The 21609-nt window shown below is 51.1% G+C and carries 22 protein-coding genes and 3 tRNA genes; 20 read left to right on the top strand and 5 right to left on the bottom strand.

The window, feature by feature from the left end; all coding sequences use genetic code 11:
- Nucleotides 1-107: 107 nt before the first annotated feature.
- Together fliE and yedD are read left to right on the top strand one after the other, a co-directional pair.
- Nucleotides 108-422 carry a flagellar hook-basal body complex protein FliE gene (gene fliE, locus K5E19_RS06690; RefSeq protein WP_010432385.1) on the top strand — a complete coding sequence of 105 codons (315 nt, stop codon included), beginning with the start codon at nucleotides 108-110 and terminating at the stop codon, nucleotides 420-422.
- Nucleotides 423-497: 75 nt separating this feature from the next.
- The gene (gene yedD / locus K5E19_RS06685; RefSeq protein WP_221550464.1) at nucleotides 498-911 is read left to right on the top strand and encodes a lipoprotein YedD; all 414 of its coding nucleotides are present in this window, start codon (nucleotides 498-500) and stop codon (nucleotides 909-911) included.
- A 94-nt stretch (nucleotides 912-1005) separates the two neighbouring features.
- On the opposite strand, the gene amyA is transcribed toward yedD, so the two are convergent.
- The 4 genes from amyA to fliD form a co-directional block, all read right to left on the bottom strand.
- The gene (gene amyA / locus K5E19_RS06680) at nucleotides 1006-2493 is read right to left on the bottom strand and encodes an alpha-amylase (RefSeq protein ID WP_221550463.1); all 1488 of its coding nucleotides are present in this window, start codon (nucleotides 2491-2493) and stop codon (nucleotides 1006-1008) included.
- 98 nt (nucleotides 2494-2591) lie between these two features.
- Nucleotides 2592-2963, bottom strand: coding sequence for a flagella biosynthesis regulatory protein FliT (fliT, locus tag K5E19_RS06675; protein ID WP_042717934.1), 372 nt, complete (start codon nucleotides 2961-2963; stop codon nucleotides 2592-2594).
- Nucleotides 2963-3373, bottom strand: coding sequence for a flagellar export chaperone FliS (fliS, locus tag K5E19_RS06670; RefSeq protein WP_010432394.1), 411 nt, complete (start codon nucleotides 3371-3373; stop codon nucleotides 2963-2965). Before fliS ends, fliT begins: the two co-directional genes overlap by 1 nt.
- Before the next feature lie 30 nt (nucleotides 3374-3403).
- Nucleotides 3404-4816, bottom strand: coding sequence for a flagellar filament capping protein FliD (gene fliD, locus K5E19_RS06665; RefSeq protein ID WP_221550462.1), 1413 nt, complete (start codon nucleotides 4814-4816; stop codon nucleotides 3404-3406).
- 269 nt (nucleotides 4817-5085) lie between these two features.
- Between fliD and K5E19_RS06660 the strand changes: the two genes are divergently transcribed.
- The 8 genes from K5E19_RS06660 to sdiA all read left to right on the top strand — a co-directional run bounded on the left by K5E19_RS06660 (nucleotide 5086) and on the right by sdiA (nucleotide 12205).
- A complete protein-coding gene (locus K5E19_RS06660) occupies nucleotides 5086-6351 on the top strand; it encodes a FliC/FljB family flagellin (RefSeq protein WP_010432402.1) in 1266 nt (421 codons plus the stop codon).
- 162 nt (nucleotides 6352-6513) lie between these two features.
- A complete protein-coding gene (locus tag K5E19_RS06655) occupies nucleotides 6514-7233 on the top strand; it encodes an RNA polymerase sigma factor FliA (RefSeq protein WP_042714098.1) in 720 nt (239 codons plus the stop codon).
- Nucleotides 7234-7287: 54 nt separating this feature from the next.
- A complete protein-coding gene (gene fliZ, locus K5E19_RS06650) occupies nucleotides 7288-7839 on the top strand; it encodes a flagella biosynthesis regulatory protein FliZ (protein ID WP_221550461.1) in 552 nt (183 codons plus the stop codon).
- An 86-nt stretch (nucleotides 7840-7925) separates the two neighbouring features.
- The gene (gene tcyJ, locus K5E19_RS06645; protein ID WP_023336163.1) at nucleotides 7926-8726 is read left to right on the top strand and encodes a cystine ABC transporter substrate-binding protein; all 801 of its coding nucleotides are present in this window, start codon (nucleotides 7926-7928) and stop codon (nucleotides 8724-8726) included.
- A gap of 107 nt (nucleotides 8727-8833) precedes the next feature.
- Nucleotides 8834-9820, top strand: a complete 987-nt coding sequence (gene dcyD, locus K5E19_RS06640) for a D-cysteine desulfhydrase (protein WP_221550460.1) — start codon at nucleotides 8834-8836, stop codon at nucleotides 9818-9820.
- A 21-nt stretch (nucleotides 9821-9841) separates the two neighbouring features.
- On the top strand, nucleotides 9842-10510 hold the full coding sequence (gene tcyL, locus K5E19_RS06635) for a cystine ABC transporter permease (RefSeq protein ID WP_010432414.1): 669 nt from the start codon (nucleotides 9842-9844) through the stop codon (nucleotides 10508-10510).
- Entirely contained in the window at nucleotides 10507-11259 is a 753-nt protein-coding gene (tcyN, locus tag K5E19_RS06630; protein WP_010432417.1) for an L-cystine ABC transporter ATP-binding protein TcyN, read from the top strand. The genes tcyL and tcyN overlap by 4 nt, the downstream gene beginning before the upstream one ends.
- Nucleotides 11260-11482: 223 nt before the next feature.
- On the top strand, nucleotides 11483-12205 hold the full coding sequence (sdiA, locus tag K5E19_RS06625) for a transcriptional regulator SdiA (RefSeq protein ID WP_221550515.1): 723 nt from the start codon (nucleotides 11483-11485) through the stop codon (nucleotides 12203-12205).
- Nucleotides 12206-12270: 65 nt separating this feature from the next.
- On the opposite strand, the gene K5E19_RS06620 is transcribed toward sdiA, so the two are convergent.
- On the bottom strand, nucleotides 12271-12495 hold the full coding sequence (locus K5E19_RS06620) for a DUF2594 family protein (protein ID WP_221550459.1): 225 nt from the start codon (nucleotides 12493-12495) through the stop codon (nucleotides 12271-12273).
- Between the two features lie 467 nt (nucleotides 12496-12962).
- Here K5E19_RS06620 and uvrY point away from each other — a divergent pair, with 467 nt between their 5' ends.
- The 10 genes from uvrY to K5E19_RS06570 all read left to right on the top strand — a co-directional run bounded on the left by uvrY (nucleotide 12963) and on the right by K5E19_RS06570 (nucleotide 21569).
- The gene (gene uvrY / locus K5E19_RS06615) at nucleotides 12963-13619 is read left to right on the top strand and encodes a UvrY/SirA/GacA family response regulator transcription factor (RefSeq protein ID WP_221550458.1); all 657 of its coding nucleotides are present in this window, start codon (nucleotides 12963-12965) and stop codon (nucleotides 13617-13619) included.
- Nucleotides 13616-15448, top strand: coding sequence for an excinuclease ABC subunit UvrC (gene uvrC, locus K5E19_RS06610; protein WP_221550457.1), 1833 nt, complete (start codon nucleotides 13616-13618; stop codon nucleotides 15446-15448). Before uvrY ends, uvrC begins: the two co-directional genes overlap by 4 nt.
- 56 nt (nucleotides 15449-15504) lie before the next feature.
- Nucleotides 15505-16053, top strand: a complete 549-nt coding sequence (gene pgsA / locus K5E19_RS06605) for a CDP-diacylglycerol--glycerol-3-phosphate 3-phosphatidyltransferase (protein WP_046888002.1) — start codon at nucleotides 15505-15507, stop codon at nucleotides 16051-16053.
- Between the two features lie 151 nt (nucleotides 16054-16204).
- Nucleotides 16205-16280 (top strand) — tRNA-Gly (locus tag K5E19_RS06600).
- Between the two features lie 46 nt (nucleotides 16281-16326).
- Nucleotides 16327-16400, top strand: a tRNA-Cys gene (locus K5E19_RS06595).
- A gap of 11 nt (nucleotides 16401-16411) precedes the next feature.
- A tRNA-Leu gene (locus K5E19_RS06590) sits at nucleotides 16412-16498 on the top strand.
- 259 nt (nucleotides 16499-16757) lie between these two features.
- Entirely contained in the window at nucleotides 16758-18281 is a 1524-nt protein-coding gene (locus K5E19_RS06585) for a type I restriction-modification system subunit M (RefSeq protein WP_221550456.1), read from the top strand.
- On the top strand, nucleotides 18271-19551 hold the full coding sequence (locus K5E19_RS06580) for a restriction endonuclease subunit S (protein WP_221550455.1): 1281 nt from the start codon (nucleotides 18271-18273) through the stop codon (nucleotides 19549-19551). The genes K5E19_RS06585 and K5E19_RS06580 overlap by 11 nt, the downstream gene beginning before the upstream one ends.
- Nucleotides 19541-20926 (top strand): AAA family ATPase, encoded by a 1386-nt coding sequence (locus tag K5E19_RS06575; protein WP_221550454.1) that lies wholly within the window; start codon nucleotides 19541-19543, stop codon nucleotides 20924-20926. The genes K5E19_RS06580 and K5E19_RS06575 overlap by 11 nt, the downstream gene beginning before the upstream one ends.
- Nucleotides 20910-21569 carry a hypothetical protein gene (locus tag K5E19_RS06570; protein ID WP_221550453.1) on the top strand — a complete coding sequence of 220 codons (660 nt, stop codon included), beginning with the start codon at nucleotides 20910-20912 and terminating at the stop codon, nucleotides 21567-21569. The genes K5E19_RS06575 and K5E19_RS06570 overlap by 17 nt, the downstream gene beginning before the upstream one ends.
- Nucleotides 21570-21609 lie beyond the last annotated feature (40 nt).

Here is a 21609-nt window from a genome sequence, read left to right as displayed (position 1 = left end):
GATTTTCTATGCGTCAAATAACCTGGTTTTTTAACGCTATTTACCGCCATTATCTGATTGACAAGCTGTTAGTCTTGACCGCGTAAAAATCCATCCAGGGGAAAGTCATGGCTATACAGGGCATTGAAGGGGTAATCAGTCAGCTGCAGGCAACGGCAATGACGGCACGTAATCAGAACGTGATGGACGAACCTTCAACCATCAGCTTTGCGGGGCAATTGCACGCCGCGCTTGACCGTATCAGCGACAAGCAGAACGCCGCCCGCACGCAGGCGGAAAAATTTACGCTCGGTGAGCCGGGCGTGGCGCTCAATGATGTGATGGCCGATCTGCAAAAAGCGTCGGTGTCTCTGCAGATGGGCCTCCAGGTGCGTAATAAGCTGGTATCCGCCTATCAGGATGTGATGTCCATGCAGGTGTAAAACCTGCCGATCATACGCTGGCACCCATACCGCTTTAATGCCACAATATTTTTTTCTTCCCACGCAGGAAAGATGATGAAAAAAATAGCAATTGTGGGTGCGCTTCTGGCGTTAACCGGTTGTGTTCAGGTTGATAATTATCAGGATGTCATCAAGCACCCTGTGCCGTCGCATCTGGCAGGGTACTGGCAGTCAAAAGGGCCGCAAAGCAAGATGGTGAGCCCGGAGGCGATTGCCACGCTGGTGGTGACGGAAGAGGGCGATACGCTGGATTGCCGTCAGTGGCAGCGCGTGGTGGCGGTGCCGGGCAAGATCATGCTGCGTTCGGATGATTACTATAACGTGACCCGCAAGCTGGATATCTATCCGCTGGAGCGTGATGGCGCAACGCTTGAGTATGATGGTATGGAGCTGCAAAAAGTGGATCGTCCAACGGTAGAGTGTGCGAATTACCTGAGCAAAAATCCGCTGGAGAGTAAACTACCGTAGCTGTTTTTTTGCCGGGTGGCGCTAACGCTTACCCGGCCTACGGGACGGTGCTCTTGTAGGCCGGGTAAGGCGAAGCCGCCACCCGGCATTGTTTCTACAGCGCATCCTCTATGACCCACACGCTGACGCTTCCCCCGTTGCAGAAGAACGTCCCTTCACCGTCCGCCGCCGTGGTCACGGTTTCCTCGCGATTGCCCAGAAAATCACGCCAGGTTTTATTGCCGTAATTCTCTCCCAGACAAATCACTTTTTCCCCGTCATCGCCATTGGAAAGGACCACCACGCAGCCCGGCGCGTCGTCGGTCCCGCTGCGGCTAAACGCGATACAGTTAGGATGATCAAAAAATAGCGTCTGAATGCCGTGGGCAAAACGCTGGCGGGCGAGGATCAGCTCGTGCAGCTGTTCGATCACGGGCATATCAATATGGTACGTGTTACCGTCTCCGCCCGTATCGTCGTAGCTGGCACCGAAGAGGTCCGGATAGAACACGCTAGGCACGCCGTTTTCGCGCAGCAGAATTAACGCATAGGCGAGCGGTTTAAACCAGGCTTCCACCGGGGCTTCCAGCGCCTGCAGGGGCTGGGTGTCGTGGTTGGCTACCAGCGTGACCGCATGGAACGGATCGGCTTCCACCAGCGTGCCGGTGAAGATCTGGCTCATGTCGTAGTCGCGCCCCTGACGCGATGCCTCGTGGAATTTCATCTGCAGCGGCGCATCGAAGAGCATGGTTTTGCCGTCGACCTGATTGATGTAGTTCTGCAGTTTATCCACCTCGTGCGACCAATATTCCGCGACGACGAACAGCGGCTGCGGCGCCACCTCCTGCACGTGCTCAATCCACTCCTTATAAAACCAGGCCGGAATATGTTTTACGGCATCCAGACGAAAACCGTCACACTGCGTTTGCTCCATCACCCAGCGCGCCCAGTATTTGATCTCCTCGGTCACGGCATGATTGCGAAAATCGATGTTCTCGCCCATCAGGTAGTCGAAATTGCCCATCTCGTCGTCGACCTGATCGTTCCAGCCTTCGCCGGTGTAGTCGTTGACGATTTTGAAGATGTTGTCTTCATTGGGATTCTCGATGTGGTCGATGCCGCTGAAGCATTTGTGATCCCAGATAAACTGCGAATATTTTCCCGCCCGGGCAGGGAAGGTGTAGCGCGTCCAGGCTTCACACTCGATGATTTCATCGTCGATTTGCGTACGGTCTTGCTCGTTAACGCGTTGCACGCGGATCGACTCTTTCTCGTCCGCCCCCATTTTGTGGTTGACCACCACATCCAGCAGCACGGCGATCTGGTTGCTTTTGAGCGCGTCGATGGCCTCCAGCAGCTGTGATTTATCGCCGTATTTGGTGGCGACGCCGCCTTTTTGATCGAATTCGCCGAGGTCAAACAGATCGTAAGAGTCGTAGCCCACGGAATATCCCCCCGATGCGCCTTTGTACGCCGGAGGTAACCACACCATGTTAATGCCGATTTCGTTGAGGTTGGGGGCTAAAGCCGTAACTTCTCGCCACAATTCACCGCCAGCGGGATAATACCAGTGAAAGCATTGCAGTAAGGTTGGATTGCGCATGCACCGTCTCCATGAGGTCGCGAAACTCAAGTATGGAGTACGTTTTACAGAAATGCCTGGCGAACGAAGCGGGAAACGTTCGTTCGCCAGCTACATGGCTAATTGAGATCGCTATTACTTTGCGGGACCAGGACATGACCACCCTGGTTGCTGTAGGTGGAAAGAACGGTTTTCTGAATGGAGGATTGCCCTACCATTTTGGCCAGTTCATTCATTCTGGACTGCAGCAATGTTTTCACCTGGCTTTCATTGTCGAGGATCACGCGAAGAGTCGGTCGAAGCTGTTCCTGCATTTGTGCAGAGGGTTCCGCTTCCTGCGTAAGACGAGCCAGCGAGTGCACCGCGTTGACATAATCGGTTTCACAGGTAATGAGATCATCCCATAAACCCTGACGAGCCAGTCGCAACATCAACTGGCTCTGCTCAAGGAGTTGCTGATAAAGGGTATAGAGTTGCGGTGCATTACTCATTAGACGGCGTCCTGCATCAGTTGTGGCGTACCCGCAACCTCCTTCCACCCGTCAGCGATATTGCGCAGCAATGTTTCCACCTCTTCGATGGCGCTGGCGTCGTTATTCACGTTGGCGTGCAGGAGGCGACGTACCATATAGGCATAAAGAGCAATCAGGTTTTGCGTAAGCTCATCACCGTTATTGTCCACCAGGCCAACCTTCAGCCCGTTTTCAATAATGTTGATGGCTTTCGAGAGTGCCAACCCCTTTGCCGGGATATTGCCGTCTTGCAGGAACAGACGCGCGCGAACCAGCGCGCTGAGGGCTCCATCAAATAGCATGATAACCAGCTGTTGCTGGCTGGCGCTCATCACCGCGCTTTCAACCTCTATTTTTGCGTAGGCTTGCGTGCCTTTTGCGCCGTACATGTTATCCCCCTCGGGTTCGTTTAGCGTTTACTACTTGCTGCTGGACGTATTTTCAAACTGCTGCGTCAGGTAGCTGCTGGTGTTGTTCAGCGAGGTCATCAGTACGTCCAGCTGGGTAAACTGGGCTTTGTACTGTGCCACGCGCGCGTCAATACGCTCGCTCACGGCGTTGTACTGATCGGTAAGCTTGTTCAGCGTTTTGCTGACGCCATCTTTGGCTGCCTGGATAATCCCTTTGCTGGAGAGCCAGTCAGTCAGTTGGGTGGCCATGGTGGTGGTGATACCGGTGGTTTTACCGTCACCCACAACCAGATCTTTCACGGCAGACGGGTTATCCGTCAGCGCTTTTTTCAGCTTGGTGTTGTCCAGCTCCAGTTTGCCGGAGCTTGGGTCGGTCGTGATACCCAGCGACGACAGCGTTTTGTACGTGGTACCGCCGACGGTATTGCTCAGCATGGTTTTCAGCTGGGTCTGGATCGTACGCAGCGTGCTGTCACCCAGCAGGGCGCCGTTGCTGGAGTCCTGTGCATCCGTACCCGCATCAACCGCCGTATATTTGGTCAGTGAAGCAAAGCTGTCCTGCAGAGTGTTATAGGCATCCACCCAGGCTTTCATTGCCGTTTCGGCTTTAGACGTATCTTTGGTGATCGTCAGCGTCTGGTTACCGGTGGTGACGTCGTTCAGGTTCAGGGTGATATCTTCCAGCGCATCGCTAATGGTGTTGCTGCTGTTTTCGATATCAACGTTGTTGACCTTCAGCTTGGCGTTCTGCGCGGTGACGCTTTCCGTCATGCCGTTGCTGGCGTCGGTGCTGGTGCCGTTGTAACCCATAAAGGATTGCAGGGCGCTGTCGCCGCTCACGCTGATGCTGACTGCGTTATCTGCACCGGTTTCCGTAGAGGTAACAGACAAACGATACTGACCATTACCGACGTTAATAATACTGGCTGTCACGCCCGCATCCGCTTTGTTGATGGCATCACGAATGCCAGTCAGCGAGGAGTTTGCCGCGCTGATATCAACGGTCACCGGATCTTTACCGTTACCCGCGGTAAAGGTAATTTTGCTGTCCGCGGTGGCAATGGCGGTTTTGGTATCCGCCTGGGTATTTTTAGTGGTCAGCGTCTGCGCCTGCGCCAGCTGAGAGACGCTAATGGTGTATTTACCCGCAATGGCGCTGCCGGTCGTGGTTGCGCTGAATGCCGTGGTGCTGCTTGCCGTGCTGGTGGCCGTAAACAGGTCAGCTTTATTCAGCGCGGTGTTGGCGGTCTGAAACGCTTCCAGCGAACTCTTCAACGTGCCGTAAGCGCTAAGCTTGGCGGTATAGGATGTCTGCTGTTTGGAAATCGGCGTCAGCTGCGCTTTTTCGGCCGTGGTGAGACTATCCAGAATGTCTGCTAACTTAAGACCCGAACCAATCCCCAATGATGAAATACTTGCCATATTTATTCCTTAATCTATCGACACGTAGAACGAATAGTGGGGTTATCGGCCTTTATGCGTGAAAGTTTACGGTTAATTTCTTTTTTTTAATGGCGGGAATAACGGTAATAGAGAAGAGTATTTCCGTGGCTAAAAAAATTATCGAGATCCTGAAAAAAAATCTAAAGGTTGTTTTGGACCAGACGATAACACCTTTGACGGCGATGAAGCCGAAGGGTGGAAACCCAAATCTAACCAAACAGATTTGATGAACAACAGGAATCGAAATCATGGCACAAGTCATTAATACCAACAGCCTCTCGCTGATCACTCAGAACAACATCAACAAGAACCAGTCTGCTCTGTCTTCTTCTATCGAGCGTCTGTCTTCCGGTCTGCGTATCAACAGCGCTAAAGATGATGCTGCGGGCCAGGCTATCGCTAACCGCTTCACGTCTAACATCAAAGGTCTGACTCAGGCTGCACGTAACGCTAACGACGGTATCTCTCTGGCACAGACCACTGAAGGCGCGCTGTCTGAAATCAACAACAACCTGCAGCGTGTTCGTGAACTGACCGTTCAGGCGACTACCGGTACTAACTCCGATTCTGACCTGACCTCAATCCAGGACGAAATCAAATCCCGTCTGTCTGAAATCGACCGCGTATCTGGTCAGACTCAGTTCAACGGCGTGAACGTACTGGCTAAAAACGGTTCTATGGCGATTCAGGTTGGTGCAAACGACGGCCAGACCATCTCCATCGACCTGCAGCAGATCGACTCTTCTACTCTGGGTCTGAACGGCTTCTCCGTTTCTAACAACGCACTGAAACTGAGCGATTCTATCACTCAGGTTGGCGCGAGCGGTGCTCTGAAAGATGTTGACCTGAGCGCGGTAGCAACTACTCTGGGCGTGGACGCGAAGAGCCTGACTCTGCACAACGTGCAGACTCCAGCTGGCGCATCTACTGCGACCTACGTGGTTTCTTCTGGTTCTGACAACTACGCTGTGTCTGTTGACGATGCAACTGGCAGCGTGAAAGTGAACACCGCTGACATCACCTATACCGATGCTAACGGTGGTACCGGTACTCTGACTGGTGTTGCAGTTAAAGTTGGCGCAGACGCTGCTGGCGCTGCTGCAGGTTACGCTGAAGTTCAGGGTAAAAACTACTCCCTGACTGCTGCTGCTATCGCCGATGGCGGCGCGGGCGGTACCCTGAACAACGCACAGACTGTTACCCTGAACGCGGCGGGCGAGTTCAAAGGCGTGTCAACTGCAGATCCACTGGCTCTGCTGGACAAAGCTATCGCGTCTGTTGATAAATTCCGTTCTTCACTGGGTGCGGTACAGAACCGTCTGAGCTCTGCTGTAACCAACCTGAACAACACCACCACCAACCTGTCTGAAGCGCAGTCCCGTATTCAGGACGCCGACTATGCGACCGAAGTGTCAAATATGTCTAAAGCGCAGATCATCCAGCAGGCCGGTAACTCCGTGCTGTCCAAAGCTAACCAGGTTCCTCAGCAGGTTCTGTCTCTGCTGCAGGGCTAATCGCCTGATAATGCTTAAACCCCGCTTCGGCGGGGTTTTTATTTAGCGCTATTTGCATAACTCCCCAAATAACCCCTCATTTCACCCACTATTCACCCAATTGAAACCCCTGCAGAATCGGATAATCATGCCGATAACTCAATTAACGCAGGGCTGTTTATCGTGAATTCACTCTATACCGCTGATGGTGTAATGGATAAACACTCGCTGTGGCAGCGTTATGTTCCGCTGGTGCGTCACGAAGCATTGCGCCTCCAGGTGCGTTTGCCGGCGAGCGTGGAACTGGACGATCTGCTACAGGCGGGCGGTATCGGGTTATTGAATGCAGTTGACCGATACGACGCTCTGCAAGGAACGGCATTTACGACTTACGCAGTTCAGCGTATTCGTGGGGCGATGCTGGACGAGCTGCGCAGCCGAGACTGGGTGCCGCGCAGTGTTCGCCGCAACGCGCGCGAAGTGGCGCATGCGATGGGGCAGCTGGAACAGGAACTGGGACGTAACGCAACGGAAACCGAAGTGGCGGAACGTCTTGGCATTGCTGTTGAAGAGTATCGTCAGATGTTGCTCGATACCAATAATAGCCAACTCTTCTCTTACGACGAGTGGCGCGAAGAGCATGGCGATAGCATCGAGCTGGTGACGGATGAGCATCAGCAAGAAAACCCGTTACACCATTTAATGGAAGGGAATTTACGCCAGCGCGTGATGGAAGCGATTGAAGCTTTACCAGAGCGCGAACAGCTGGTGTTGACCCTCTATTACCAGGAAGAGCTCAATCTCAAGGAGATTGGCGCGGTACTGGAGGTGGGGGAGTCTCGGGTTAGCCAACTGCACAGCCAGGCCATCAAGCGCTTACGCACGAAGCTGGGTAAGTTATAGGTGATTGATTCACCTGGGAAATGCCGCACAACGTATTGACAACCAGGAGTTATCATGACGGTGCAGCAATCTAAAAGACGGCCTTTAAGCCGCTACCTGAAAGACTTTAAACACAGCCAGACGCATTGCGCCCACTGTAACAAGTTACTCGATCGTATCACGCTGGTTCGCCGGGGCGAAATCGTGAACAAAATCGCGATATCCCGCCTCGACACGTTGATGGATGAGGCCGCCTGGCTCGAAGAGCAAAAAGAGTGGGTGGCGCTTTGCCGTTTCTGTGGCGATCTCCACTGCAAAGAGCAAAGCGACTTCTTCGATATTATCGGCTTCAAGCAGTTCCTGTTTGAACAAACGGAAATGAGCCACGGCACCGTTCGCGAATATGTGGTTCGCCTGCGCCGCCTTGGGCAGCATCTGACCCTCCACAATATTTCTCGCGATCTGCTGAAAACCGGTTATCTGGATGAAAATCTGGAGCCGTGGCTGCCTGCGACCAGCACCAACAACTACCGGATTGCGCTGCGTAAGTATGCGCAATACAAGGTACAGATGCCGGGAGTTGTAAAGCAGAAAGCCCTCGCCGGAACAACTTCTGATATATATTAAAAAAGAATAAGATGTAGCGCAGTCGCCTTTGACGTTGCAGGCGATTTCTCTACACTACGTAAAAATTCCACTATATCGGGGTATTTATGAAATTTGCACTTCTGGGTCGTCAGGCGCTGATGGGTGTTATGGCCGTTGCGCTGGTTGCGGGCATGAGCGTGAAAACGTTCGCCGCGGAAAACCTGCTGAATAAAGTAAAAGAGCGCGGTACGCTGCTGGTGGGGCTGGAAGGAACCTATCCTCCGTTCAGCTTCCAGGGCGACGACGGGAAATTGACCGGTTTCGAAGTGGAATTTGCGGAAGAACTGGCGAAACACCTTGGCGTGAAAGCGTCCCTGAAACCGACCAAATGGGACGGTATGCTGGCGTCGCTGGATTCAAAACGTATTGATGTGGTGATTAACCAGGTGACCATTTCTGACGAGCGTAAGAAGAAGTATGACTTCTCCACGCCGTACACCGTGTCCGGTATTCAGGCGCTGGTGAAGAAAGGTAACGAAGGCGGGATTAAAACGGCTGCGGACCTGAAAGGGAAGAAAGTCGGCGTCGGTCTGGGTACCAACTACGAAGAGTGGCTGCGCCAGAACGTGCAGGGCGTGGATATCCGCACCTACGATGATGACCCGACCAAATACCAGGATCTGCGCGTAGGCCGTATCGACGCCATTCTGGTTGACCGCCTGGCCGCGCTGGATCTGGTGAAGAAAACCAACAATACCCTGGCCGTAGCGGGTGATGCGTTCTCTCGTCAGGAATCAGGCGTGGCCGTTCGTAAAGGTAACGAAGACCTGGTGAAAGCGATCGATTCCGCGATTGCTGACATGCAGAAAGACGGTAGCCTGAAAGCGCTTTCTGAGAAATGGTTCGGCGCTGACGTCACCAAATAAGTCTTTGACCCATAAAAAAAGGCGCTTTTAAAAGCGCCTTTTTTATTTCTTACGCGTCTGCGTGCATAATGAAAAATATCATATGAATTAGCGTTACCGGAGGAACCATGTCACTGCAGAATTTAACGCGCTTTCCCCGCCTGGAGTTTATCGGCGCGCCTACGCCGCTGGAGTATTTACCCCGATTTTCTGATTATTTAGGGCGCGATATTTTTATTAAGCGCGATGACGTAACGCCAATGGCGATGGGCGGCAATAAGCTGCGCAAGCTGGAGTTTCTGGCGGCAGACGCGCTGCGTGAAGGGGCCGACACGCTGATCACCGCAGGGGCGATTCAGTCTAACCACGTGCGCCAGACGGCGGCGGTGGCGGCAAAACTGGGCCTGCACTGCGTTGCGTTGCTGGAAAACCCGATCGGAACGCATGCAGAAAACTATCTGACTAACGGCAACCGTCTCCTGCTGGATCTGTTTAACGTGCAGGTCGAGATGGTCGATGCCCTGACCGACCCGACCGCGCAGCTCGACGAACTGGCCACGCGTCTGGAAGCGCAGGGTTTTCGCCCGTACGTTATTCCTGTCGGCGGGTCGAACGCGCTGGGCGCACTGGGCTATGTCGAAAGCGCGCTGGAAATTGCTCAGCAGTGCGAGGGCGCAGTGAATCTCTCTTCTGTCGTTGTCGCCTCCGGTAGCGCCGGAACCCATGCCGGGCTGGCGGTGGGGCTGGAGCAACTGCTGCCGGATGTTGAGCTGATTGGCGTCACGGTCTCCCGCAGCGTTGCGGATCAGAAGCCGAAAGTGGTGACTTTACAGCAGGCGGTGGCAGAAAAACTGGAACTGAAAGCAAAGGCTGACATTCTGCTCTGGGATGACTATTTTGCGCCGGGCTACGGCACGCCAAATGAAGAGGGGATGGAAGCCGTGAAATTGCTGGCACGCCTCGAAGGCATTCTGCTCGATCCGGTCTATACCGGTAAGGCGATGGCGGGGCTGATCGACGGCATTGCACAGAAGCGCTTTAAGGATGAAGGACCGATTTTGTTTGTTCACACTGGCGGGGCGCCTGCGCTGTTTGCCTATCATCCTCATGTCTAAAAATCAGGTCGAAAAATAATAATGCACGAAAGTATTCAACTGGTTATTGATTCACTGCCGTTCCTGCTTAAGGGGGCGGTGTTTACGCTTCAACTCAGTATCGGAGGGATGTTCTTCGGCCTGGTGCTTGGGTTTGTGCTGGCATTAATGCGCATGTCGCCCGTCTTGCCGGTACGCTGGCTGGCGCGTTTTTACATCTCTGTATTTCGCGGCACGCCCCTAATCGCCCAGCTCTTTATGATCTACTACGGTTTGCCGCAGTTCGGCATTGAGCTTGACCCCATTCCGGCGGCGATGATTGGTCTGTCATTAAATACTGCAGCCTACACCTCCGAAACCCTGCGTGCGGCCATCTCGTCCATTGATAAAGGGCAGTGGGAGGCGGCGGCCAGCATCGGGATGACGCCGTGGCAAACCCTGCGTCGGGCGATATTGCCCCAGGCCGCGCGCGTAGCGTTGCCGCCATTGAGCAACAGCTTTATCAGCCTGGTAAAAGATACGTCGCTGGCGGCCACCATTCAGGTGCCGGAGCTGTTCCGTCAGGCGCAGCTGATCACCTCGCGGACGCTTGAAGTGTTCACGATGTATCTGGCGGCCTCGCTGATTTACTGGGTGATGGCGACCGTGCTTTCCGCCCTGCAGAACTATTTTGAAAACCAGCTTAACCGCCAGGAGCGTGATCCGAAATGAGTGCAATCGACGTTAAAAACCTGGTGAAAAAATTCCACGGACAAACGGTGCTCCACGGTATCGATCTGGAAGTGGAGCAGGGCGAAGTGGTGGCGATCATCGGGCCGAGTGGCTCCGGGAAAACCACGCTGCTGCGCAGTATCAATCTCCTTGAACAGCCTGAAGGCGGAACAATCCGCGTTGGGGATATTACGATTGATACCGGGAAATCCATTAGCCAGCAGAAAGGCTTAATTCGCCGTCTACGTCAGCATGTCGGTTTTGTTTTCCAGAACTTCAACCTTTTCCCGCACCGCACGGTGCTGGAAAATATTATTGAAGGGCCGGTCATCGTGAAGGGGGAGCCAAAAGAAGAGGCCACCACCCGCGCACGGGAGCTGCTGGCGAAGGTTGGGCTGGCAGGTAAGGAAACCAGCTACCCGCGCCGTCTTTCGGGTGGACAGCAGCAGCGTGTGGCAATTGCGCGCGCGCTGGCGATGCGTCCGGATGTGATCCTCTTCGATGAGCCCACATCAGCGCTCGATCCCGAGCTGGTAGGGGAGGTGCTGAATACCATTCGCCAACTGGCGCAGGAAAAACGGACGATGGTGATTGTGACTCACGAAATGAGCTTTGCGCGTGATGTTGCAGACCGGGCAATTTTTATGGATCAGGGCCGCATTGTTGAGCAGGGGCCAGCGAAAAGCTTGTTTGCTAACCCCCAGCAGCCCCGCACCCGCCAGTTCCTCGAAAAATTCCTCATGCAGTAGCATTTTTGCCGTAATTTGCTCCAGATTTTTCGTCTGGGGCAAATTATTCGCCTGTAAACGCATGTTCGTAGTTCTTTTATTCCACGCATGTTCAGATTAACCGTATTAAATCTAAAAATTCAGGCGCATTGGACGATATTTTGTATAAATAAATAAGATTTATGTGATAGGTTATATTCACCATAATAATGATTATCTTTATCAGAGGCTTCATTCGGTAAGTATGAGGGATTCAGACTTTTTCAACTGGCGACGGGATTGCTTCCTCCGGTTTCAGGAAATGTCCTGTGCCGACGAGGTATATCAAGAACTTCAGCGACAGACGCAGGCACTCGAATTTGATTATTTCTCATTGTGTGTTCGTCATCCTGTCCCCTTTACGCGCCCGAGGATTTCGGTCCAAACCAGTTATCCGCAGGAATGGATGGCGCAATATAAGTCAGAGAATTTTTTCGCCATCGATCCGGTGCTGAAACCAGAGAATTTCATTCAGGGGCATTTACCCTGGACGGATGAATTATTCGCTGATGCTCAGGTACTCTGGGATGGCGCGCGGGACCACGGTTTGCGTACGGGAATTACGCAGTGTTTGATGCTGCCTAATCACGCGCTCGGTTTCCTGTCTGTATCGCGTACTAGCGCACAGGCTGATAAGTTAAGCGGCGAAGAAATAGAGTTGCGCCTGCAAATGCTGGTTCAAATGGCCTTAACGTCTCTGCTGCGTTTTGAACATGAGATGGTCATGCCGCCTGAAATGAAATTCAGCAAGCGTGAGCGGGAAATTCTGAAGTGGACTGCGGAAGGAAAGACGTCTGCAGAAATAGCGATTATTCTCTCTATATCGGAGAATACGGTTAATTTCCATCAGAAGAATATGCAGAAGAAATTTAACGCGCCAAACAAGACGCAGATAGCCTGTTACGCGGCGGCGACGGGACTGATCTGAAGAGACAACACGTTCTGCGTGACAGACGAGATAACGGCTGAATGCACCGCATTCAGCCGTTTTTTTTACTGGCGGTAAGCTTGTTTAATCTGCTTAACGGTATTGGCAAATACGGCTGATTCAGCCTGGTCTTCCATCTGCGCGATTTGTTTTTCCATCTTAATGATCACGCGGCCCGCGTCAGCCTGGCCCATTGCCTGTAACATGAGCGTCAGCAGCGATTTCAGGCAGTTTACTTCCTGTGCCAGTTCTTGGTTATTTTCCGCAGTGGCGAATTCAGGTGAGCTCATTTATTTTCCTCATTATAAAACAGCGCTCGAGCGCGACGATGAAAGTCAAGGCCGCGGAGTATACCACAAGCCGGGACAAAAAAAGCAGTGGTTGTTTTTCGTACTTTTCCGCATTTTGTTTATTTACGTAAACAATGCCCGCAGGTAATGTCTGCTCTGCGATCGCCACAATTAATTGTCATCGCCGGTTCGTTTGCCGTTAATTGTTGTTACAAAAAGTTTAGAACTGTTTTTAAGCCGATGTTGCTGGCCTGTTTTTTGTAACTTTTTGAATACAGATGCTTAAAAATAGTCGCAAAAGCCCATGCCGCATGGGTTTTCTTTCCACTTGCTGTACAGACTAATTTCCAAAAACGAGAGCGTAATCGTATAGCACGTTTTTTAACGTTTTAATCTTGCGAGGAAAACCGTTAATATAAACGCAATAAGTAGTCAGTAGCGTTATCCCTATTCTGGAGACATTTCCTTTGATCAACGTCCTTCTTGTTGATGACCACGAACTGGTGCGCGCAGGGATACGACGCATTCTTGAAGATATAAAGGGTATTAAAGTTGCTGGTGAGGCCTGCTGTGGTGAAGATGCCGTGAAATGGTGTCGCGCAAACTCGGCTGACGTGGTGTTGATGGATATGAACATGCCCGGAATTGGTGGGCTTGAAGCAACACGTAAAATCGCCCGTACCTTTGTTGATACCAAAGTCATCATGCTGACCGTACATACCGAAAACCCGCTGCCCGCGAAAGTTATGCAGGCGGGGGCCGCCGGGTATCTGAGTAAAGGCGCCGCACCACAGGAAGTCGTTAATGCGATTCGCTCCGTGTTTGCCGGGCAGCGCTACATCGCCTCAGACATTGCACAACAGATGGCATTGAGCCAGATTGAACCTGAAAAAACGGAATCGCCGTTTGCCAGTTTGTCTGAGCGCGAGCTGCAGATTATGCTGATGATCACCAAAGGTCAGAAAGTGAATGAGATCTCTGAACAGCTGAATCTCAGCCCGAAAACGGTGAACAGCTACCGCTATCGGATGTTCAGTAAACTGAACATTCACGGTGATGTCGAGCTAACTCACCTGGCCATTCGTCATGGTCTGTGTAATGCGGAGTCGTTAATAAGTCAGTGAATGAAGCGTTCGATTCAAAAGCATTTCTAAAAACCGTCACCAGCCAGCCAGGCGTCTATCGCATGTATGACGCTGGCGGTACGGTTATCTATGTGGGTAAGGCGAAAGATCTCAAAAAACGCCTTTCCAGCTATTTTCGCAGCAATCTTGCCTCCCGCAAAACCGAAGCGCTGGTCGCACTCATTCAGAATATTGATGTCACCGTCACGCACACCGAGACGGAAGCGCTGCTGCTTGAACATAACTACATCAAACTGTATCAGCCCCGCTACAACGTGCTGCTGCGCGATGATAAATCCTATCCCTTTATTTTCCTGAGCGGGGATACCCATCCGCGTCTGGCAATGCACAGGGGCGCGAAGCATGCGAAGGGTGAATATTTCGGCCCCTTCCCGAACGGTTATGCCGTGCGTGAAACGCTGGCGCTGCTGCAAAAAATCTTCCCGATCCGCCAGTGTGAAAACAGCGTTTACCGTAACCGCTCGCGTCCTTGCCTGCAGTACCAGATTGGTCGCTGTCTGGGGCCGTGCGTAGCGGGTCTGGTCAGCGAAGAGGAGTATGCCCAGCAGGTGGACTATGTTCGCTTGTTCCTCGCGGGGAAAGACGATCAGGTTCTTACCCAGCTTATCGCGCGAATGGAGAAAGCCAGCGCCGCGCTGGAGTTTGAAGAGGCCGCGCGCATTCGTGACCAAATTCAGGCCGTACGCCGCGTCACCGAAAAGCAGTTTGTCTCCAATACCGGTGACGATCTGGACGTGATTGGTGTGGCCTTTGACAACGGGCTGGCCTGCGTTCACGTCCTGTTCATTCGCCAGGGTAAAGTGCTCGGCAGCCGCAGCTACTTCCCGAAAGTGCCGGGCGGCACGGAGCTGGGTGAAGTGGTCGAGACGTTTGTTGGACAGTTCTATCTTCAGGGCAGCCAGATGCGCACGTTGCCCTCTGAGATCCTGCTTGATTTTAATCTCGACGATAAAACCCTGCTGGCGGATTCCCTGTCTGAACTGGCCGGGCGTCGGGTGAATGTTCAGACGAAACCGCGCGGGGACCGTGCACGCTATTTGAAGCTGGCACGCACCAACGCGGCGACGGCGCTGACGACTAAACTGTCCCAGCAGTCGACGGTCAGCCAGCGTTTAACCGCGCTTGCTGCGCTTTTGAAGCTGCCGGAAGTGAAACGTATGGAGTGTTTTGACATCAGCCATACGATGGGTGAGCAGACCGTAGCCTCCTGCGTAGTGTTTGATGCTAACGGCCCGCTGCGGGCGGAGTATCGCCGCTATAACATCACCGGGATCACGCCGGGGGATGATTACGCCGCGATGAACCAGGTCTTGCGTCGACGCTATGGTAAAGCCATCGAAGAGAGCAAAATCCCGGACGTGATCCTTATCGACGGCGGGAAAGGGCAGCTCGGGCAGGCGAAGGCGGTGTTTGAGTCACTCGACGTCGAGTGGGACAAAAACCATCCGCTGCTGTTAGGCGTGGCTAAAGGGGCGGATCGTAAAGCGGGTCTGGAAACGCTTTTCTTCGAGCCGGAAGGTGAGGGCTTTAGCCTGCCGCCAGATTCGCCTGCGCTGCATGTGATCCAGCATATCCGCGATGAATCGCACGATCACGCGATCAGCGGCCACCGTAAAAAACGGGCGAAGGTCAAAAATACCAGTACGCTGGAGACCATCGAAGGCGTTGGGCCAAAACGTCGTCAAATGCTGCTGAAGTATATGGGCGGATTGCAAGGATTACTCAATGCCAGCATGGAGGAAATTGCAAAAGTGCCGGGTATTTCGCAAGGGCTGGCAGAAAAGATCTACTACTCGTTGAAACATTGAGGGCTCTGTAGCAACATAGAGCTAAATTTTACTGACAACAAATAGTTACCGCCACTATGCAATATAATATCCCTACGTTGCTCACTCTTTTTCGCGTCGTGCTTATCCCGTTCTTTGTACTGGCGTTTTACCTGCCGGTCGTCTGGGCGCCTTTTGCCTGCGCCCTGATTTTCCTGGTCGCCGCGGTAACCGACTGGTTCGACGGCTATCTGGCGCGCCGCTGGAATCAAAGCACTCGCTTTGGCGCGTTCCTCGATCCGGTGGCCGATAAAGTCATGGTGGCGATCGCGATGGTGCTGGTGGCTGAACATTACCACACCTGGTGGGTCACGCTGCCCGCGGCAACTATGATTGGTCGTGAGATCATCATCTCTGCGCTGCGCGAGTGGATGGCGGAGCTGGGTAAACGCAGCAGCGTGGCGGTTTCCTGGATTGGTAAGGTCAAAACAACGGCGCAGATGGCAGCGCTGGTCTGGATGCTGTGGCGCCCGAACGCCTGGGTTGAGTGGGCGGGGATTGGTCTGCTGTGGGTTGCGGCGGTCCTGACGCTGTGGTCAATGCTGCAGTATTTGAACGCGGCGCGCGGAGATTTGCTTGAACAGTGATCGTTTCGACGTAATTTTCAGCAAACGATCCGGGGATGCAAAAAATAACGTTGACTCAAAACGACATATCAGTAGAATGCAACGCATCGAACGGCGGCACAGCTAGCCGGACGATAATGAAATCAAGTGGTTATAATCAACTTGATGACATGCGGGAATAGCTCAGTTGGTAGAGCACGACCTTGCCAAGGTCGGGGTCGCGAGTTCGAGTCTCGTTTCCCGCTCCAGATTAAAGACATGCGCAATAGCGGGTGTCAGTTTGAAAAGTTTTACGGCGCGTTAGCAAAGCGGTTATGTAGCGGATTGCAAATCCGTCTAGTCCGGTTCGACTCCGGAACGCGCCTCCACTTTCTTCCCTGGCCGGATGGTGGAATCGGTAGACACAAGGGATTTAAAATCCCTCGGCGTTCGCGCTGTGTGGGTTCAAGTCCCACTCCGGCTACCATGGGAAAGCAAAGAATAATCAAAGCAATAAGCAGTGTCGTGAAACCACCGAAAGGTGGTTTTTTTGTGCCTGAAATCCATGTGATAACTGTACATCCCCCCAAAAGACCTCAATCTAATTAATTCCGTTTACGAGCGCGTATTGGTTCAAAACATAATGACTTAACGTGTCTGACTCTATGTTCTGGGGTATTATCTCACTCTATTCATTTACGTATTTCCCGGCTCTCCGGGCTGGCATTCTCATACCAGGATGATTCATGAACGATAAAATTAGTCAGGATACGATCAACAAAGCCCTGTGGGCCGCATGTGATACGTTCCGCGGCACCATCAGTGCTGATACCTATAAAGACTTTATCCTTACCATGCTGTTCCTCAAGTACATTTCGGATGTCTGGCAGGATCACTATGACGAATATAAAGAACAGTATGGAGATGCGCCGGAACTGATTGAAGCCATGATGGCGAATGAGCGTTTTGTGTTACCGAAAAGCGCCAGCTTTTATGCGCTGTATGAGCGCCGTCATGAACCGGGTAACGGTGAGCGTATCGATCAGGCACTACATGCTATTGAAGAAGCCAACGGCACCAAACTGAAAGACGCCGGGAAAAGCGTGTTCCAGGATATTTCGTTTAACACCGATCGTCTTGGTGAAGAAAAGCAAAAGAACACCATTCTGCGTCAGCTACTGGAAGACTTCGCCGGTGAAGATCTTAACCTGAAGCCAAGCCGTGTTGGTACACTAGATGTTATCGGTAATGCCTATGAATATCTGATCAAAAATTTTGCTGCCAGCGGTGGACAAAAAGCCGGGGAATTCTACACCCCACCAGAAGTTTCCGATCTGATTGCTGAACTGCTCGATCCGCAACCGGGTGATACCATCTGCGATCCGGCCTGTGGTTCTGGTTCGTTGTTAATGAAGTGCGGACGTAAAATTGTCTCCGGACATGACAGCCGTAATTATGCGTTGTTTGGTCAGGAAGCGATTGGCTCTACCTGGTCACTGGCCAAAATGAACATGTTCCTTCACGGCGAAGACAACCATAAAATCGAGTGGGGCGATACCATTCGTAACCCGAAACTGCTCGATAAAAATGGCGACCTGATGTTGTTTGATATCGTGACCGCTAACCCACCTTTCAGCCTCGATAAGTGGGGCCATGACGAGGCCGAGAACGATAAGTTCGGCCGTTTTCGTCGCGGTGTACCGCCGAAGACTAAAGGTGATTACGCCTTTATCTCGCATATGATCGAAACCCTGAAATCAGGAACGGGGCGTATGGGCGTAGTTGTGCCACACGGTGTGCTGTTCCGTGGCTCCAGTGAAGGTAAGATACGCCAGAAACTGATTGATGAAAACTTGCTGGATGCGGTGATTGGCCTGCCGGAAAAACTGTTCTACGGCACGGGGATTCCGGCTGCGATTCTGATTTTTAAGAAGCAGAAAGTGGATGACAAAGTGCTGTTTATCGATGCCAGCCGTGAATATAAGGCGGGCAAAAACCAGAACCAGCTCAGCGCAGAAAATATCCAGAAGATCGTCAACACCTATCGTGAAGGCGATAACGTCGAGAAATACGCCTATCTCGCTAGCCTGAAAGAGATTCAGGACAACGACTATAACCTCAATATTCCACGCTATGTCGATACCTTTGAAGAAGAAGACGAGATTGATTTGCTGGCGGTGCGTGCAGAGCGCGAGCAACTGAAGGTGGAACTGGCGAAGCTGGAAGTTGAGATGGCGGGTTATTTGAAGGAGTTGGGTTATGGTGCCTAAGGGGTGGAGTGTTTTCCGGTTGGAAGATATCGTCATTCGTACACAGCTGGGGACCACGGAGAGAGGGATGAGTGAAGATCCATTAACGACATTAATTCCGTTGATCAAGATGGGAAATCTTGGGTGGGGTTCTGTTAATTTTAATAAAGTCGAATATATCGAACAGTCACTCATTAATGATAGTTTTTTACTTAAAAAAGGTGATTTTCTTTTTAATACTAGGAACACACCAGATTTAGTAGGCAAGTCGGCCGTTTGGGATGAGGATTACACGGCAACGTTCGATAACAATATTAATCGTATTGTATTTAACAAAAAGGTATATACGAATTTTATTGCCTATTATTTGAATACAGGAAAAGGTAAGTCAGCTATTCAGTCTCTTCCTGCTGGAAGTACCAGCGTTGCTGCAATTTACTGGAAAGATCTAAAAAATATTCAGTTACTACTTCCCAGCTTGGGTGAGCAACAGAAGATCGTTCAAATTTTATCTACGTGGGATAAGTCAATTGTGGTGACGGGAAAGCTTCTCACCAATAGTCATCGGCAGAAAAAAGCCCTAATGCAGCAACTTCTTACTGGAAGAAAACGCTTGGGATTATCTGTTGGCAGCTATGAGTTTAAGCTTACTCACTATGGATCGATCCCAAAAGATTGGGATTATCCAGCCATCAAGGAAATATGTACTCAAGTGAGTGAGAAGAATTCAGCCGCTGTAGATTACCCGGTCCTATCATGCTCCAAGTATGACGGTTTTGTAGATTCTCTGAAGTACTTTAACAAGAAAGTTTACAGTGATGACTTATCTGGTTATCGATTGATCCATCGTGGTTGTTTTGGTTTTCCGTCTAACCATATCGAAGAAGGTTCGATTGGCCTGCAGAATCTTTATGAAACGGGCATCGTTAGCCCGATTTATGTAGTTTTTCGTGCATCACCAACTAAAGTAGACAACTCTTATTTGTACGCGGTACTCAAAACGGATCACTATAAGCAAATCTTTGGTGCAGCAACTAATGCCTCTGTTGACCGCAGAGGAAGCCTCCGGTGGAAAGAATTCAACCAGATTCACGTTCCCCTGCCACCATTGAAAGAACAACAAAAAATCGCCGCCGTCCTGTCCGCGGCTGATGCCGAAATCGCCACGCTGGAGAAAAAGCTCGCCAGCCTGAAAGACGAGAAAAAAGCGTTGATGCAGCAACTTCTGACCGGTAAGTTGAGGGTAAAACTCGAGAGGCAGCAAATAGAGGAGGCGTCTCATGCAAATTAAAACCGTGAGTCTCAAGCAACTGGGTCCTTTTACTGAGCTGGAAGCGACATTCGCTCCAACTGACGACGTCAAAGGGAATGTTACCGTATTTATTGGTAATAACGGTGCAGGTAAAACATCTATTTTGAAAGCGTTGGCAACCAGCCTGAGCTGGTTTGTCGCTAGAGTTCGCAGTGAAAAAGGCAGCGGCAGCCCGATCCCTGAGGGCGTTATCCTGAATGGCTTCCCCTCTGCAGCGATCGATATTACGCTTTTGGATAATCACGATTTTCAGGCTGGGCAGTGTACAGAGAACAATACCGGTATTTATCAATGGTTATTAGCAAAAACCGCCAGTGGAAAAAAAGCGAACTATATCTCCAGTTTAAATGATGTAACCCGTCTGGCGGATGTGTACAGAACCGCCTTGACCTTCAATGAAAAGACAAACCTGCCGCTTATCGCGTTTTATCCCGTTGAGAGGGTCGTGCTGGATATTCCGCTTAAGATCAAAGAAAAACACACATTCCTGCAGTTGGATGGCTATGACAACTCGCTTAGTCAGGGGGTTGATTTTCGACGCTTCTTTGAGTGGTTTCGCGAGCGGGAAGACTCTGAAAACGAGAACAGCTTGCCGCAAGCGGTTATCGAGGCTTTATCCATCGCGGTAGGGAACGACCCTGATATCTGGAAAAAACTGCAGTCTGTTATGGCATCATCAAAAGACAGGCAACTTACAGCCGTCAGAGCGGCAATCAGCCATTTTATGCCCGGATTTAGCAACCTACGGGTTCGGCGAAAGCCGCGTTTGCACATGTCAATAGATAAAGGTAAACAAACATTAAATGTTCTGCAACTGTCTCAGGGCGAAAAATCACTTATGGCATTGGTCGGGGATATTGCCCGACGTCTAGCAATGATGAACCCCGCGCTGGAAAACCCCCTCGAAGGTGACGGTGTTATTCTTATTGATGAAGTAGATATGCATCTGCATCCTTCCTGGCAACGTAATATCATTAAGCGCCTGACCATGACTTTTCCTAATTGTCAGTTTATTTTGACTACGCATTCGCCGCTGGTGATCAGCGACTGCAAGGATGTACTGGTCTATTCTCTGGACGAGGGTGAGTTAAATCAACAGCCATCCCAATATGGTGTTGATGTTAACAGCGTTTTACTCAATGTGATGGACACGAATATTCGTAATGCTGAAATCAATCAACGTTTAAATGATCTTCTGGATATGATTCAGGAGATTGACAGCGCTGAAAAAGTTAAACGTGTACAAGATGCGTTAGGTGATTTAGAACGAGAGTTGCCTGTTGATCACCTAGAGATCGCTAAAGCTAAAATGTTTTTGCGCAAGAAGGAGTTAAAGTATGCGCAAGATAACTAAGGGGATAGCGCCAGTAAGTTTTATGGAATGGGTAAGGCAAAAACCACGCAATGTAGATGATAATCAGTGGTTTCAGGAGCTTTATAAACAAAAACGCTGGGATATTGTTTCTGATTTAAGTCACCACAACGCGCGAGAGCAGTTTTATTTATGTGCCTACTGTTGTAGTGAAATTTCAGGAGAAGGTCAGGAGACGGTTAATGAACATGTTGAAGCCAGAGCACTGGCTTCACATCGAAGCCTGGATTTTACCAATATTGTTGCCAGCTGCAAAACGAAGGGGCAGTGCGATGCACATCATAAAAGCCAGGCCTTGCCGTTAACCCCACTGATGGATGAATGTGAAACGGAATTTCATTTCAAAATTAGTGGCCGTGTAGAGGGGAAAAGCGCAAGGGCGATTGAATCAATTCGCGTGCTTAACCTTGGTGACAATGAAAGAAATAACAAAAGTCTCATCGAAAAACGTAAACAGCTTTCGCACAATTTAATGATGGCTAACGGATTGGATCCTGATGAAGGGCTTGAAGATGACGAGCTTTTGCTGGCTGTTATCGATGATCTTTTAACTCCAACCGAGGGGAGGTTGTCTCCATTCGCTCCTGTTGTAGCCAATATATTGCGCTCCTGGATATCGGGCTGAATCGGCTCCTCAACTCATAATAAAAGGATATAGCGGGTTA

It is taken from the genome of Enterobacter sp. RIT637, assembly GCF_019718755.1.
GTDB lineage: Bacteria > Pseudomonadota > Gammaproteobacteria > Enterobacterales > Enterobacteriaceae > Enterobacter.
The sequence above is the reverse complement of the archived record's forward strand: the minus strand, read 5'-3'. Positions and strand labels throughout refer to the sequence as shown.

Coding starts and splice junctions, on each gene's coding strand:
- fliE (WP_010432385.1), top strand. CDS start 108: ATGGCTATACAGGGCATTGAAGGGGTAATCAGTCAGCTGCAGGCAACG.
- yedD (WP_221550464.1), top strand. CDS start 498: ATGAAAAAAATAGCAATTGTGGGTGCGCTTCTGGCGTTAACCGGTTGT.
- amyA (WP_221550463.1), bottom strand. CDS start 2,493: ATGCGCAATCCAACCTTACTGCAATGCTTTCACTGGTATTATCCCGCT.
- fliT (WP_042717934.1), bottom strand. CDS start 2,963: ATGAGTAATGCACCGCAACTCTATACCCTTTATCAGCAACTCCTTGAG.
- fliS (WP_010432394.1), bottom strand. CDS start 3,373: ATGTACGGCGCAAAAGGCACGCAAGCCTACGCAAAAATAGAGGTTGAA.
- fliD (WP_221550462.1), bottom strand. CDS start 4,816: ATGGCAAGTATTTCATCATTGGGGATTGGTTCGGGTCTTAAGTTAGCA.
- K5E19_RS06660 (WP_010432402.1), top strand. CDS start 5,086: ATGGCACAAGTCATTAATACCAACAGCCTCTCGCTGATCACTCAGAAC.
- fliZ (WP_221550461.1), top strand. CDS start 7,288: ATGACGGTGCAGCAATCTAAAAGACGGCCTTTAAGCCGCTACCTGAAA.
- tcyJ (WP_023336163.1), top strand. CDS start 7,926: ATGAAATTTGCACTTCTGGGTCGTCAGGCGCTGATGGGTGTTATGGCC.
- dcyD (WP_221550460.1), top strand. CDS start 8,834: ATGTCACTGCAGAATTTAACGCGCTTTCCCCGCCTGGAGTTTATCGGC.
- tcyL (WP_010432414.1), top strand. CDS start 9,842: ATGCACGAAAGTATTCAACTGGTTATTGATTCACTGCCGTTCCTGCTT.
- tcyN (WP_010432417.1), top strand. CDS start 10,507: ATGAGTGCAATCGACGTTAAAAACCTGGTGAAAAAATTCCACGGACAA.
- sdiA (WP_221550515.1), top strand. CDS start 11,483: ATGAGGGATTCAGACTTTTTCAACTGGCGACGGGATTGCTTCCTCCGG.
- K5E19_RS06620 (WP_221550459.1), bottom strand. CDS start 12,495: ATGAGCTCACCTGAATTCGCCACTGCGGAAAATAACCAAGAACTGGCA.
- pgsA (WP_046888002.1), top strand. CDS start 15,505: ATGCAATATAATATCCCTACGTTGCTCACTCTTTTTCGCGTCGTGCTT.
- K5E19_RS06585 (WP_221550456.1), top strand. CDS start 16,758: ATGAACGATAAAATTAGTCAGGATACGATCAACAAAGCCCTGTGGGCC.
- K5E19_RS06580 (WP_221550455.1), top strand. CDS start 18,271: ATGGTGCCTAAGGGGTGGAGTGTTTTCCGGTTGGAAGATATCGTCATT.
- K5E19_RS06575 (WP_221550454.1), top strand. CDS start 19,541: ATGCAAATTAAAACCGTGAGTCTCAAGCAACTGGGTCCTTTTACTGAG.
- K5E19_RS06570 (WP_221550453.1), top strand. CDS start 20,910: ATGCGCAAGATAACTAAGGGGATAGCGCCAGTAAGTTTTATGGAATGG.